General features: G+C 59.2%; 16 protein-coding genes. 5 read left to right on the top strand and 11 right to left on the bottom strand.

Annotation, left to right across the window (positions count from 1 at the left end; all coding sequences use genetic code 11):
• The first annotated feature begins 9 nt into the window (after nt 1–9).
• Nucleotides 10–615, top strand: coding sequence for an START domain-containing protein (locus tag ACYZT8_RS21410; RefSeq protein WP_461975732.1), 606 nt, complete (start codon nt 10–12; stop codon nt 613–615).
• A gap of 283 nt (nt 616–898) precedes the next feature.
• Nucleotides 899–2,992, top strand: coding sequence for an LTA synthase family protein (locus ACYZT8_RS21405; RefSeq protein WP_461975731.1), 2,094 nt, complete (start codon nt 899–901; stop codon nt 2,990–2,992).
• 60 nt (nt 2,993–3,052) lie between these two features.
• On the opposite strand, the gene ACYZT8_RS21400 is transcribed toward ACYZT8_RS21405, so the two are convergent.
• Nucleotides 3,053–3,211: a DUF3309 family protein gene (locus ACYZT8_RS21400; RefSeq protein ID WP_169858239.1), complete on the bottom strand. Its 159-nt coding sequence runs from the start codon at nt 3,209–3,211 to the stop codon at nt 3,053–3,055.
• A 280-nt stretch (nt 3,212–3,491) separates the two neighbouring features.
• Here ACYZT8_RS21400 and ACYZT8_RS21395 point away from each other — a divergent pair, with 280 nt between their 5' ends.
• The 3 genes from ACYZT8_RS21395 (at nt 3,492) to csrA (ACYZT8_RS21385) (ending at nt 5,035) form a co-directional block, all read left to right on the top strand.
• Complete coding sequence (locus tag ACYZT8_RS21395) at nt 3,492–4,307, top strand: SDR family oxidoreductase (protein WP_461975730.1); 816 nt, start codon at nt 3,492–3,494, stop codon at nt 4,305–4,307.
• 64 nt (nt 4,308–4,371) lie between these two features.
• A complete protein-coding gene (locus tag ACYZT8_RS21390; RefSeq protein WP_131061342.1) occupies nt 4,372–4,704 on the top strand; it encodes a YnfA family protein in 333 nt (110 codons plus the stop codon).
• Nucleotides 4,705–4,849: 145 nt separating this feature from the next.
• On the top strand, nt 4,850–5,035 hold the full coding sequence (gene csrA, locus ACYZT8_RS21385; RefSeq protein WP_131061343.1) for a carbon storage regulator CsrA: 186 nt from the start codon (nt 4,850–4,852) through the stop codon (nt 5,033–5,035).
• Nucleotides 5,036–5,040: 5 nt separating this feature from the next.
• On the opposite strand, the gene ACYZT8_RS21380 is transcribed toward csrA (ACYZT8_RS21385), so the two are convergent.
• The 10 genes from ACYZT8_RS21380 to ACYZT8_RS21335 form a co-directional block, all read right to left on the bottom strand.
• A complete protein-coding gene (locus ACYZT8_RS21380) occupies nt 5,041–5,268 on the bottom strand; it encodes a YheU family protein (protein ID WP_010461751.1) in 228 nt (75 codons plus the stop codon).
• 207 nt (nt 5,269–5,475) lie between these two features.
• Nucleotides 5,476–6,666, bottom strand: a complete 1,191-nt coding sequence (locus tag ACYZT8_RS21375; protein ID WP_461975728.1) for an osmoprotectant NAGGN system M42 family peptidase — start codon at nt 6,664–6,666, stop codon at nt 5,476–5,478.
• A gap of 143 nt (nt 6,667–6,809) precedes the next feature.
• Nucleotides 6,810–8,555, bottom strand: coding sequence for an N-acetylglutaminylglutamine synthetase (gene ngg, locus ACYZT8_RS21370; protein ID WP_461975726.1), 1,746 nt, complete (start codon nt 8,553–8,555; stop codon nt 6,810–6,812).
• Between the two features lie 3 nt (nt 8,556–8,558).
• On the bottom strand, nt 8,559–10,331 hold the full coding sequence (locus ACYZT8_RS21365) for an N-acetylglutaminylglutamine amidotransferase (RefSeq protein WP_461975724.1): 1,773 nt from the start codon (nt 10,329–10,331) through the stop codon (nt 8,559–8,561).
• Between the two features lie 36 nt (nt 10,332–10,367).
• Nucleotides 10,368–11,552, bottom strand: coding sequence for a tyrosine-type recombinase/integrase (locus tag ACYZT8_RS21360; RefSeq protein WP_461975722.1), 1,185 nt, complete (start codon nt 11,550–11,552; stop codon nt 10,368–10,370).
• A gap of 184 nt (nt 11,553–11,736) precedes the next feature.
• Nucleotides 11,737–12,117 (bottom strand): hypothetical protein, encoded by a 381-nt coding sequence (locus tag ACYZT8_RS21355; protein WP_461975720.1) that lies wholly within the window; start codon nt 12,115–12,117, stop codon nt 11,737–11,739.
• 294 nt (nt 12,118–12,411) lie between these two features.
• Nucleotides 12,412–12,576: a hypothetical protein gene (locus tag ACYZT8_RS21350; RefSeq protein ID WP_461975718.1), complete on the bottom strand. Its 165-nt coding sequence runs from the start codon at nt 12,574–12,576 to the stop codon at nt 12,412–12,414.
• Complete coding sequence (locus ACYZT8_RS21345; RefSeq protein WP_461975716.1) at nt 12,573–12,977, bottom strand: hypothetical protein; 405 nt, start codon at nt 12,975–12,977, stop codon at nt 12,573–12,575. The genes ACYZT8_RS21350 and ACYZT8_RS21345 overlap by 4 nt, the downstream gene beginning before the upstream one ends.
• Nucleotides 12,970–13,164 carry a carbon storage regulator CsrA gene (gene csrA / locus ACYZT8_RS21340; protein ID WP_102594662.1) on the bottom strand — a complete coding sequence of 65 codons (195 nt, stop codon included), beginning with the start codon at nt 13,162–13,164 and terminating at the stop codon, nt 12,970–12,972. Before csrA (ACYZT8_RS21340) ends, ACYZT8_RS21345 begins: the two co-directional genes overlap by 8 nt.
• Before the next feature lie 72 nt (nt 13,165–13,236).
• Entirely contained in the window at nt 13,237–13,614 is a 378-nt protein-coding gene (locus tag ACYZT8_RS21335) for a LuxR C-terminal-related transcriptional regulator (RefSeq protein ID WP_461975713.1), read from the bottom strand.
• Between the last annotated feature and the right edge of the window lie 33 nt (nt 13,615–13,647).

Genomic DNA, 13,647 nt, shown 5'->3' with positions numbered 1-13,647 from the left:
AATAACACTATGGGTTCGCTGCATCGTATGGCTGTGCTGTGTGGTTTGACGGTCGTGCTGGCCGCCACGGCCGCCCAGGCCGAGGACTGGAAAGTTGCCAAGAATGAAGACGGCATCAAGGTGTCCCTGAGCGAAGTGGCCGGTTCCGATTACAAGGCCTACCAGGGCGTTACCCTGATGAAGACCACCATGGCCAAATTGCGCGCGCTGCAGGAAGACGTGTCTGGCGCCTGCGCCTGGATTCACGAATGCAAGACCCAGAAGCTGCTCAAGCACGAAGGTGATCAGAACTGGACCTACACCCAATTCAACACCCCGTGGCCGGTCACTCCTCGTGATTCGGTGCTGCATATCACCACCACCGAAGGTGCGGATGGCAGCCTGACCCGCAAGCTCGAAGGCGTGCCGAAGTACATTCCTGAGGAAAAGGGTTTCGTGCGGGTCACCAAGGTCGACGGTTTCTGGAAGTTCGTCCCCAAGGGTGACCAGGTCGAGGTGACCTACCAGGTGCACACCGAGCCAGGCGGCAGCATCCCATCGATGGTCGCCAACAAATTCGTGGTCGATGCGCCTTTCAACACGCTCAAAGCCCTGAAAGAACGCGCCGAGAAGTAACCGCGCGCTGTTTCATCAAACGCCCCGATCTTTCGGGGCGTTTGCGTTTTCTATGAGGGGCGGCGGTTTATTTTGTTTCCGGATATGCGTTGCACGAAATTTTCACAATGCCTCCAAGACAATTCGCCCGCGTCAGCATTGCGGGCACTTATCAATGGCAATGCTGCGGGTGATCGTGCAACATTTGCGCACCGCGCAAGCCCCGGGGCCGAGAAATGGCCAACAGAGGGCAGGGCGCCGCTTTACTTTTGAAACTTCAACTTCCAATGGGTCCTAAAACGACATGGCAATCCCGGACGCCCTGAATCAGCAGCGAGCCTCTAGTCGCCTGCTGCAACCGACCGTCAAATCGCATCTGGCCTACACGCTGTTGTGCGCCTTGGTCATGATGGTCATGTTCAGCCTGCTGCGCGTCGCGCTGCTGGTCTACAACCGCGAGATGATCCTCGACACACCGGCCTCGACCTTTTTTGAGGCGTTCGCCAATGGCCTGCGTTTCGACCTGCGCCTGGTGGTCTACCTCAGCATTCCGTTGATTCTGGCGTTGTTCAGCGCCCGGGCCATGGCCGCTCGCGGGTTCTTCCGCTTCTGGCTGACCATTGCCTCGAGCATCGCGCTGTTCCTCGGCCTGATGGAGATGGATTTCTACCGCGAGTTTCACCAGCGCCTCAACGGCCTGGTCTTCCAGTACGTGAAGGAAGACCCGAAAACCGTGATGAGCATGCTCTGGTATGGTTTTCCCGTGGTTCGCTACCTGCTGGCCTGGGCGTTCGGCACGTTGATCCTGACCCTCGCATTCAAGGGCGCCGACCGTGCGACCCGTCCACGCGGTCCGTTCAGCGGCGGCAGCATCGGCACGCGCCAGATCGCCCCGTGGTATGCGCGCAGCGTCGTATTCATAGTCTGCCTGCTGGTCTGCGTAGTCGCTGCTCGTGGCACCCTGCGTCAGGGCCCGCCGATGCGTTGGGGTGACGTCTACACCACCGACTCGAACTTCGCCAACCAGTTGGGCCTTAACGGCACGCTGTCACTGATCGCGGCGGCCAAGAGCCGGATGTCCGAAGAACGCGACAACATCTGGAAAGCCACAGTAGAACAGCCACTGGCCCAGCAGACCGTCCGCGATATGTTGCTGACCCCAAGCGACAAACTGGTGGATGGCGAAACCGCGGCCGTGCGTCGTAACTACTCCCCGGCCGCTGACAAGACCCTGCCGATCAAGAACGTGGTTGTGATCCTGATGGAAAGCTTCGCCGGTCATTCGGTGGGCGCGCTGGGTCGTCCGGGTAACGTCACGCCTTACTTCGACAAACTGTCGAAAGAAGGTCTGCTGTTCGATCGCTTCTTCTCCAACGGCACCCACACCCACCAGGGCATGTTTGCCACCATGGCCTGCTTCCCGAACCTGCCAGGTTTCGAATACCTGATGCAGACCCCGGAAGGCAGCCACAAACTGTCCGGCCTGCCACAGTTGCTCAGCGCCCGTGACTACGACGATGTGTACGTCTACAACGGCGACTTCGCCTGGGACAACCAGTCGGGTTTCTTCAGCAACCAGGGCATGACCAACTTCATCGGGCGTAACGACTTCGTTAACCCGGTGTTCTCCGACCCGACCTGGGGCGTGTCCGACCAGGACATGTTCAACCGGGGTCTGGAAGAGTTGAAAGCCCGCGATGGCAAGGACAAAAAACCGTTCTATGCCTTGCTGCAAACCCTGTCCAACCACACGCCGTACGCCTTGCCGACGCCTTTGCCGGTCGAGCGCGTGACCGACCGTGGCAGCCTCAACGAACATTTGACCGCCATGCGTTACTCCGACTGGGCGCTGGGTCAGTTCTTCGAGAAGGCGCGTAAAGAGCCGTACTTCAAGGAAACCCTGTTCGTGGTGGTCGGCGACCATGGTTTCGGCAACGAGCAGCAAATCACCGAGATGGACCTGGGCCGTTTCAACGTACCGATGTTGCTGATCGGGCCGAGCGTGCAAGACAAGTTCGGTCAGGTTGACCACACCGTGGGCACTCAGATCGACATTGTGCCGACCATCATGGGTCGAATCGGCGGCGACGTGATTCACCAGTGCTGGGGTCGTGACTTGCTGAACCTACCGGAAGGCGACAAGGGCTTCGGCGTGATCAAGCCATCGGGTAGCGATCAAACCGTAGCGTTGCTGACCGCGGATCGTGTGTTGGTACTGCCTAAGGAAATGCCGCCCAAGCTTTATCAGTACGAGCTGGGTGCCAATCCGAAAGGTGAAGTGATTCCGGCGTCGGCTGACGAAGCGGCGCTGAAGCAAAAGCTTGAGTCGTTCATTCAGACGGCCACCAAAAGCCTGATCGACAACACCGCCGGTGTGGTTGACGGCAAGCCGGACTAAGTTTTCGGCGCAATAAAAAAGAGGCCCTTCAAGGGCCTCTTTTTTTTGCGTGTTAAACCTTTAAATCTTGCCAAGTAACAGCAGAATCAACAGCACCACCAACACCACGCCAATGATACCTGACGGGCCATAACCCCAACTTCTGGAGTGTGGGAAGACCGGCAAACCACCTACCAGCAGGAGAATCAGAATTACGATAAGAATTGTGCCCATGTCTATTTCCTTGTTGGAAGTGTTCTGGATTGACCTAGCTTTTAACTGTCAGCTGGACGGTGATAATCCCGAGCCGCTTACAAAATCCGACTCTCGCGAGTGTCAGAAAATTCCAAGTTTTTTTAATGTTTTTCGAAGAAACCTTTATTTCGTTTTTTGCAGTGTTAGTTGATTCGGGCGCTCCCGTGGTTTGCTCGGACCATTCAGCAATCTGATGGAGCGTGGGTCGCGCAATGTCCTTCGCTACACTCAGCGCATCTTCCCCGGAACAACAAGGCTGTTTGCTATGCAAAATCGCATGATGATCACTGGCGCGGGCTCAGGCCTGGGTCGCGAAATCGCGCTGCGTTGGGCGCGTGAAGGCTGGCAGCTGGCCTTGTCGGATGTCAGCGAGCCCGGTCTGCAGGAAACCCTGAAACTGGTTCGTGACGCGGGTGGCGACGGTTTTATCCAGCGTTGCGACGTACGCGATTACAGCCAGCTGACGGCTTTCGCTCAGGCGTGCGAAGAGAAACTTGGCGGCATCGATGTCATCGTCAACAACGCCGGCGTGGCCTCGGGTGGGTTCTTCAGTGAACTGTCCCTGGAAGACTGGGACTGGCAGATCGCAATCAACCTGATGGGCGTGGTCAAGGGCTGCAAGGCCTTCCTGCCGCTGCTGGAAAAAAGCAAAGGCAAGATCATCAACATCGCGTCGATGGCCGCCCTGATGCAAGGCCCGGCCATGAGCAACTACAACGTGGCCAAGGCGGGCGTGGTGGCCTTGTCCGAAAGCCTGCTGGTCGAACTGGCGCAGCAGGAAGTGGGCGTGCACGTGGTTTGCCCGTCGTTCTTCCAGACCAACTTGCTGGATTCCTTCCGTGGCCCGACCCCGGCCATGAAAGCCCAGGTTGGCAAGTTGCTGGAAAGTTCGCCGATCACCGCGGCCGACATTGCCGATTACATCTATGAGCATGTCGCCGCCGGTGAATTCATGATCCTGCCCCATGAACAGGGCCGCATGGCCTGGGCGCTCAAGCAGAAAAACCCGCAACTGCTCTACAACGAAATGACCACCATGGCCGACAAAATGCGCGCCAAGGCCAAACAAAACGCAGGCTGAACTTGCCCGTGCGCAACACCGTCGTTAGGGTGGCCGCAACCGGCCATCCTCACGAGACGTCTGCATGCTCAATTACCTGTGGTTTTTTCTCGCGGCGCTGTTCGAAATCGCCGGCTGCTTCGCGTTCTGGATGTGGCTGCGCCAAGGTAAAAGCGTTTGGTGGGTGGTGCCGGCGCTGCTCAGCCTGACGTTGTTCGCGCTGTTACTGACCCGTGTCGAGGCGACTTATGCCGGTCGCGCCTATGCCGCCTATGGGGGCATTTACATCGTCGCGTCGATCGGTTGGCTGGCGGTGGTCGAGCGCATTCGTCCCTTGGGCTCGGACTGGCTGGGCGTGGCGCTGTGCGTGATCGGGGCCAGCGTGATTCTGTTCGGCCCGCGTTTCTCAGCATCCTGAAGCGGTATTCAAAGGAATTGTCAGACGTTTCCGTAAGGGGGGGTCGTCCTGCGCTGTAGGGCGGGACTGATTTGCCGTCGTTGCATTGAAGCGCGGCTGTGTGACGGGCATCTTCAAGGGCCGTTAACCCTGAAGGATGAATGCCATGCTTGTACTCAGTCGCGTTGTGGGCGAGATGATTTCCATCGGTGACAACATTTCAGTGCGCATCATCGCCGTCAACGGCGGCAGTGTGCGCTTCGGCGTCGAAGCGCCACAAAACGTCAATGTGCATCGGGCCGAAGTCTATGACCGCATCCAGATCAAACTGGCGAAAACCAAAGGTCGCTGAGCGCCTCAGTCGAACAGGTGCTTTGGCACATCATGCTTGAGCATCAACTGGCATTGCTCGCTGTCCGGATCGAAAACAATCAGCGCCTGACCCTTGGTCAATGCCTGGCGAACACGCAATACGCGGGTTTCCAGCGGCGTGTCGTCACCGTTGTCCGTGCCGTCGCGGGTCACGAAATCCTCGATCAGGCGGGTCAGGGTGTCGACTTCAAGTTGGTCGTAGGGAATCAGCATAGGCACCTCGGCTAAACAATGTCGCGATGCTACGGCGAATGATCGGTTGCGGCTAGCATCAAGCTGATGTGTTGCCTGATCTGACGTCTTCGCGGGCAAGCCACGCTCCCACAGGTTTTGCGCCGATCACTATGTCCAGATGGACGCTAAACCTGTGGGAGCGGGCTTGCCCGCGATGGCGATCGCCCAAGCGACGCAATACGTGGATCAGCTATCTGTTCGCTGGCCTACCAGACTATCCACCGAAGGCACTCGCGTATCGCTTTCCATCTGCGTGTCATGCTCGATCTGATGACTGAACCGGTCCAGCGAACCTTTCGCAGGCTGCGCATCACTGGCAAATACCGGCGGGCTCAGGATGTAGGCACCGAGCAGACGGCTCAAGGCCGCCAGGCTGTCGATGTGCGTACGTTCGTAACCGTGGGTGGCATCGCAGCCGAAAGCGAGCAGGGCGGTGCGAATGTCGTGCCCGGCGGTGACCGCCGAATGCGCATCGCTGAAGTAATAGCGAAACAGATCGCGGCGCACCGGCAACTCGTTTTCACTGGCCAATCTCAGCAGGTGCCGTGACAGGTGATAGTCGTAAGGACCGCCGGAGTCCTGCATTGCCACGCTCACAGCGTGCTCACTGGAATGCTGGCCGGGCGCAACCGGTGCGATGTCGATGCCGACGAACTCGCTGACGTCCCACGGTAAGGCGGCGGCCGCGCCGCTGCCGGTTTCCTCGGTGATGGTGAACAGCGGATGACAATCGATCATCAACTCTTCACCGCTGTCGACGATCGCTTTCATCGCCGCCAGCAGCGCCGCAACGCCGGCCTTGTCGTCAAGGTGACGGGCGCTGATGTGGCCGCTTTCAGTGAATTCCGGCAGCGGGTCGAAGGCGACGAAATCGCCAACGCTGATCCCCAGGGAATCGCAGTCGGCGCGGGTGGCGCAGTAAGCGTCCAGACGCAACTCGACGTGATCCCAGCTGATTGGCATTTCATCCACGGCGGTGTTGAACGCGTGCCCGGAAGCCATCAGCGGCAACACGCTGCCGCGAATCACACCGTTGTCGGTGAAGAGGCTGACGCGGCTGCCCTCGGCAAAACGGCTGGACCAGCAACCGACCGGGGCGAGGGTCAGGCGTCCATTGTCTTTCACCGCGCGAACCGCCGCACCGATGGTGTCAAGGTGAGCTGAAACCGCCCGGTCCGGGCTGTTTTTCTTGCCCTTGAGGGTCGCGCGGATTGTGCCGCGCCGGGTCATCTCAAAGGGGATGCCCAGCTCTTCGAGACGTTCGGCAACGTAGCGCACGATGGTGTCGGTAAACCCGGTCGGGCTGGGAATGGCGAGCATTTCCAGCAGGACTTTTTGCAGGTAGTTGAGATCTGGTTCCGGGATTTTGCGGGTCATGGAAACTCCTGATGAGTTGAGCGCTGATCGTTCCCACGCTCTGCGTGGGAATGCAGCCAGGGACGCTCCGCGTCCCAAGAGCGGACGCGGAGCGTCCGGTGAGGCATTCCCACGCGGGAGCGTGGGAATGATCATGGAGGGAGCTAACCCGCCGGCTGACTATGCGGAAACAACAAATCCACAAACCGCTCAGCCGTCGGCTGCGGCTCATGGTTGGCCAGTCCGGCGCGTTCGTTGGCTTCGATAAACACGTACTCCGGTTGATCGGCGGCAGGCACCATCAGGTCGAGCCCGACCATCGGAATGTCCAGCGCCCGCGCAGCCCGCACGGCGGCATCGACCAGGGTCGGATGCAAAATCGCCGTGACATCCTCAAGTACGCCACCGGTATGGAGATTCGCCGTGCGCCGTACGAACAGATGCTCTCCGGCCGGCAGAATGCTGCTGTAGTCATAACCCGCCGCTTGCAACGTGCGCTCGGTCTCATGGTCCAGCGGGATTTTGCTTTCACCGCTGGTGGCTGCCTGCCGGCGCCGACTCTGCGCTTCGATCAAGGCACCGATGGAATGCTGACCATCTCCCACCACTTCGGCGGGCCGGCGAATCGCCGCGGCGACCACCTCGAAACCGATTACCACAATCCGCAAATCGAGACCTTCGTGGAAGCTTTCCAGCAGCACACGGTTGTCGAACTGGCGGGCGGTTTCGATCGCTTGCTGGACGTCTTCGATGGTCTGCAAATCCACCGCAACGCCTTGACCCTGCTCGCCATCCAGTGGCTTGACCACCACCTGCTCGTGTTCGTCGAGAAACGCAAGATTTTCATCGGCGTTGCCGGCCAATTGCTGCGAGGGCAGGTTCAAACCGGCGGCCTTGAGCACCTTGTGCGTCAGGCTTTTGTCCTGGCACAGGCTCATGCTGATGGCACTGGTCAGGTCGCTCAGGGATTCGCGGCAACGCACCCGACGCCCACCATGACTGAGGGTGAACATCCCGGCGTCGGCGTCATCGACGTGCACATCAATCCCGCGTCGATGGGCTTCCTCGACAATGATCCGCGCATACGGATTGAACTCGGCTTCAGGGCCAGGGCCCAGAAACAGCGGCTGATTGATGCCGTTCTTGCGCTTGATGGCAAAGGTCGACAGGTTGCGAAAGCCGAGCTTGGCGTAAAGACTTTTCGCCTGCCGGTTATCGTGTAAAACCGACAGGTCGAGGTAACTCAGCCCACGGCTCATGAAGTGCTCGATCAAGTGCCGCACCAGCACTTCACCGACACCGGGTCGCGAACAGTGCGGATCGACCGCCAGGCACCACAGGCTGCTGCCGTTCTCCGGATCGTTGAACGCCTTGTGATGATTGAGGCCCATGACACTGCCGATGATCGCGCCGCTGTCTTCATCTTCGGCCAGCCAATACACCGGGCCGCCCTGATGTCGCGGGGTCAGCAGATTCGCATCGATCGGCAACATGCCGCGCGCCTGGTACAGCTGATTGATCGCCTGCCAGTCAGTCTCGCTTTGGGCCCGGCGAATACGAAAGCCGCGGAAAACCCGGGTTGACTGACGGTAATCGCTGAACCACAAACGCAAGGTGTCGGAGGGGTCGAGAAACAGTTGAGCCGGCTCCAGCCCCAACACTTGCTGGGGCGCCGCAACGTACAAGGCGATGTCGCGCTCACCGGTCTGCTCGTTGAGCAGCTCCTGGGCCAGGCTCGCCGGATCCGGAAATGTATGGCCGATCAGCAACCGACCCCAGCCGCAATGCACGGCAATCGGCGCCGCGCCCAGTTCACTGCCGTCTTCGGCCAGGCGCGCCTGCAAGCGTTCATAAGAGGGCGCCTGGCCGCGCAACAGGCGTTGGCTATACGCCGTGGCGTGAGGTTTCATCGATCAGATTCCTTGTTCACTGAGCCACAGGTTCAAGGCCGCCAATTGCCACAGCTTGGAGCCGCGCAACGGGGTCAACTGGCCTTGCGGATCGGTCAGCAGGCGGTCGAGCATGGCCGGGTTGAACAGGCCGCGATCCTGGCTTGGATCAAGCAGCAATTCGCGCACCCAGTTCAGCGTATCGCCCTGCAAATGCTTCAGGCCAGGCACCGGGAAGTAGCCTTTTTTGCGATCGATCACTTCACTCGGTATCACCAGCCGCGCGGCTTCTTTCAACACTTGCTTGCCGCCATCCGGCAGTTTGAATTTGCCGGGCACCCGGGCTGACAATTCCACCAGGCGATAGTCAAGAAACGGTGTCCGCGCTTCCAGGCCCCAGGCCATGGTCATGTTGTCGACGCGTTTGACCGGGTCGTCTACCAGCATCACCGTGCTGTCCAGGCGCAGGGCTTTGTCCACCGCTGCATCGGCGCCGGGCTGTGCGAAATGTTCCTTCACGAAGTCGCCGGCAGCGTCATTTGCCGTCAGCCATTTCGGTTGCACGGTGGCGGCGTAATCCTCGTAGCTGCGGTCGAAGAACGCATCGCGATAGGCAGCGTACGGATCGTCAGCGCCATCGACTTGCGGATACCAGTGATAACCGGCGAAAAGCTCATCCGCACCCTGGCCGCTCTGCACCACTTTGCAATGCTTGGCCACTTCCCGGGACAACAGGTAGAAGGCGATGCAGTCATGGCTGACCATCGGCTCGCTCATGGCGCGGAACGCCGCTGGCAGCTGTTCGATGATTTCTTTCTCGTCGATGCGCAGTTGGTGGTGCTGCGTGTTGTAGTGCTTGGCGATCAAGTCCGAATACTGGAACTCATCGCCACGTTCGCCGCCAGCATCCTGGAAACCGATGGAAAAGGTCGACAGGTTTTCCACGCCGACTTCACGCAACAGGCCCACCAGCATGCTCGAATCGACACCGCCCGACAGCAGCACGCCGACGTCCACCGCGGCACGTTGACGGATCGCCACCGCGTCGCGGGTGCTGTCGAGTACACGGTCGCGCCAGTCTTCGAGTGTCAGGTTCATCTCGTCGGCGTTTGGGCCGTAGGGCAGGGTCCACCAGGTTTTCTGCTCGGTGCTGCCGTCCGCCTCGATTCGCATCCACGTTGCGGGCGGCAGTTTTTCGATGCCGGCCAGCAAAGTGCGCGGGGCGGGAACCACCGCGTGGAAATTCAGATAGTGATTCAGCGCCACCGGGTCGAGGATCGGGTTGATGTCTCCGCCCTTGAGCAACGCCGGCAACGCCGAGGCAAAGCGCAGGCGCTGGCCGGTGCGCGACAGATACAGCGGCTTCACGCCGAGACGGTCACGCGCGATAAACAGACGCTTGGCGTCGCGCTCCCAAATGGCGAAGGCGAACATGCCATTGAGTTTCGGCAACAGCGCTTCACCCCAGGCGTGATAACCCTTGAGCAGCACTTCGGTGTCACCGCCGGAATAGAAGGCATAACCGAGGCTTTCAAGCTCGGTGCGCAGTTCCGGAAAGTTGTAGATCGCGCCGTTGAAGGCCAGGGACAAGCCCAATTGGTTGTCGACCATCGGCTGGGCCGAGCCGTCCGACAGGTCCATGATTTTCAGGCGACGGTGGCCTAGGGCAATCGGCCCCTGGCTGTGGAAGCCCCACGCATCCGGACCGCGAGGGGCCAGGTGATGGGTGATTCGTTCAACGGCCGCGAGGTCCGCAGGTTGTTGATCAAAGCGTAACTCGCCAGCTAATCCGCACATGTACTGTAAGCCCTTTGTATTTCGGCATGTGTGTCGCTACTGGTGATTTGCTCGTACCGTTTTTGTACCACCTTCCACTTTGTCCAGCTTCTCAAGCTCTGCCCAATCGCTCGGCGAGCTGATCCACTTGGCGTACGTCGAAAGCAGCATTTGAACGCTGTGTCCAAGTTGCGCGGCAATGAATGCTGGGTTCATGCCTGACATCAAACACATCGTTGCGTACGTATGGCGCGTGTCATACATCCTGCGATGCCGAATTCCTAACTTTCGCAGCGCGCTCAACCAGTAGCGTTTTGGACCAGTTTCAGACCGGATGAACAGTTCTGTTCTATCGCCCGATCCTTCCGGCGCGAACACATAATCAGAACGCGCCGCTGTAAGTGGCCTGGCTTTTTCGAGCGCCTTGAATGCACGATCGTTCAATAAAACTTCTCGCGATGTCTTAGTTTTGGTTCGCTCTTGAATCTTTCCGTATATGCGGATACGACAAACGCGGGCAGTTTTTTTGCGCATATCAACTTCCGCCCAGCGTAGAGCCATCGCCTCTCCCGGGCGCATGCCGGTGTAAAAGGAGAACTCGAAAAACACGGCGTAGATCTGCTGCAAACCACTCGTCAGTTCATACAGTTTGGCAATCATCAAATCAGCTTCGGTGCGCGAGAACGGATCGAGATCTCGCTTTGGTACTCTTGTAGGCGGAATCGAAGCAGCCGGATTTCGGACGATCAGTTCGTCGCGGACGGCCTGGGTGAAGATGGTCGTCACCAACCTGATTGCGTTTTTTCGACGGACAGGTGAAGTCCACTGAATGTCATTGACGACCTTGCGCATGATCACGGGCGTGATCTTGTCGATTGGCTTGTCGGCCAGGTAGGGCACCCAATAGTTTTGAAGAGTCGAGCGGTAATTTTTCCGCGTGCTCTCGACGATCTGGAGACTGTCGAGCCAGTCCTGGGCATAGTCGAAAAAAATCGGCACGCTCTGGACCTCTGAGCTGCGCGTGCCCGGAAATATCTCGGCGTACTTCTGCGGGGTCAGCGCGCCGAGCTTGTCTAGTTGCTTTACCTGAGTACGAAGGCTCGCCGCAGCTGCGATTCCTTTCGGGGTTTGAGGGTAGGGGAGCGTCTCGCAGCAACGCTTCTTGTTCCAGGAGAAGCGAATTCGGATTGACCGGCCGACAAGCTCAACACCGGCTGGCAGGTCCACAGGCTTTCTATCCATTCGTCATATCTCCTTTTGCTGTACATGATCCGGCCATCAATCTTCGACCAGACGCCTTGTGGAATAATCTTCCGCTCTCTCTTTCGCTGCAGCGCCTTCGCCGTGGTGCCCACCAGCTCTGCCATCCGCTTCTCGGTCACCTTGTCGTGGCCGTCCTCTTCGGGCAATTTTTCAGCAGCCCCCATCAGTCACCCCCTGCGTGTCGCGACACGTTTTCGTTATGCGTGTTTTGTGTCGCGTCACGACCGTGCGTCACGCGCGCTGGAAATGCCACTCCCTCCCATTTGCCTGCCAGTCCACGGATGTGGTGACGGTCAACGTGTGGACGATGCGGCTTGCTTGCGTACAGGCAGGCGCAGGCGGCGAACCGATCTGCATCTACGGCAATATCCACCAGCGCCTGGTGCTCGCCAGTGTTGACCTTGACCCAACCGTCTTTCGTCTTCCCATGGTCACTGGTCCGGCTCAGGATGAAGCGCCGGCCAGTGTTCTTGGCGCCGGTGGATGACTCGTTCAGGTAGTAGGCGATCGCGCCCTGGCGAACCCGCAAAATTGTCTTAGCCATCGTTGCGCCCCTCCGACTCAGCAATCGCACGCATCTTTAGCTTGATGCCGCACGCCATAGCCAAAGCGACCAACTCATGTACCGTGGTGCTTGGCTCCTGCAACGCATGACCGAGCCGGACGAGTCGCGCGCCCAAACTGGCGAACTCATTGCCCGTGGCGGTGGGCCTATGTGCTCTCGCGCTCATAGCTGGAACCTCTCATCCTGTGGGAGCGGGGTTTTCGCTGGTTGGCCTTTGTCCGACGCTGAATTGACCGGAGAAGCCCGGCCTGCCTCACTTGATGGGGTGGCCTTCTATGGGAGCGAACTATCCGGCAAGCAGCTGATGCCGGTGTTGTTCACGATCCAGCAAGTGACGCCGCGCTGGCTGTCGTGCTGGACGCTGATGACTTGCTCGGCCTGGAAGGCGCTGGCTTGGCCGGAGGCGAGTAGCAAGGTGAAAACGATCAAGACCTTCATGCCCTCACCTCATTCGCGAAGTCATCCGCCATCGGCCAGTTGAGAGGCGCCGCATCCGTCTCTCGGTCAAGATCGGCGCCGCCGACCGGATCACCCATCCCAATTCGCACCATCGGCACGTTGGCGCACCCAGTACCCAGCGCACCGTCACGCAACCAGCGGTATCGGTTTGCGTCGACAGCCATCTGGATGTGATCGTCGATGCAGAACTCTGAAGCGTCCATCGCTGGCGTCACCACATCCCGGTCGCTGGCTCCAGCTATTACTGCCAATCCGCGGCCGATGGAAACGTGGGCACCAAGTTGAATGTGCTGCTGGATCTGCTCCAGTGTCTGACCATGAGCTGGGCGCAGCACGATGCTGATTCGGTCGATCACCGGTCGCTTGAGTGAGTTAGGCATGGGCTTCCCCTTTCACCTGTGGGACACCTGCCTGGATGCGCTGGTAGATCTCTTCGCGGTGAACTTCGACTGCGGCCGGCGCGGTGATACCGATACGCACTTGCTGGCCGGTGACGGCAAGTACAGTGACGCTGATGTCGTCGTTGATGCGGATTGTTTCGCCGACTCGACGGGTGAGAATCAACATGGGGTTACTCCTTTTTTCCAGGCCGAGCGAATCCCGGCCGCGTTGTTGGCTTTCGCAAAAATCGGTTTTGGGTTAAGCGGTTAGAGCGACCTCAATCCGGCGGACAGCCACACGGGTTTCGATACGGCGCTCGCCTGTGCGACGGATACGGCTCATGTGGTCGTCAGTAATCGCGGCATGGCCGGTGAGGATTGCGCAGACGAGCACCACCAAATGCCGCGCAATGCCACGGTAGAAGAGTTCGGCGGGAATCGCCGAGCGGCTGCTTACGCCAAGCTTGTAAAAGATGCGCTCAATGGATTTTTTGACGGTGCCGGGAGCACACCCAACAACCCTGGCGATTTCCTTGTTGGCGAGGCCCGCGCAGACCGCGAGCGCAGCACGCAGCTCTTGTTCAGCAAGAACGCCGGTTGTTCCCTGCAGCTTGCCGAAGTTGATTACCGTGCTCATGCCCATCTCCATTGATGCGTTGCGATGGGTCAA

The organism is Pseudomonas sp. LB3P93 (assembly GCF_054898025.1).
Note: the sequence above shows the minus strand (reverse complement) of the source record. Positions and strands in the feature narration are given on the sequence as shown.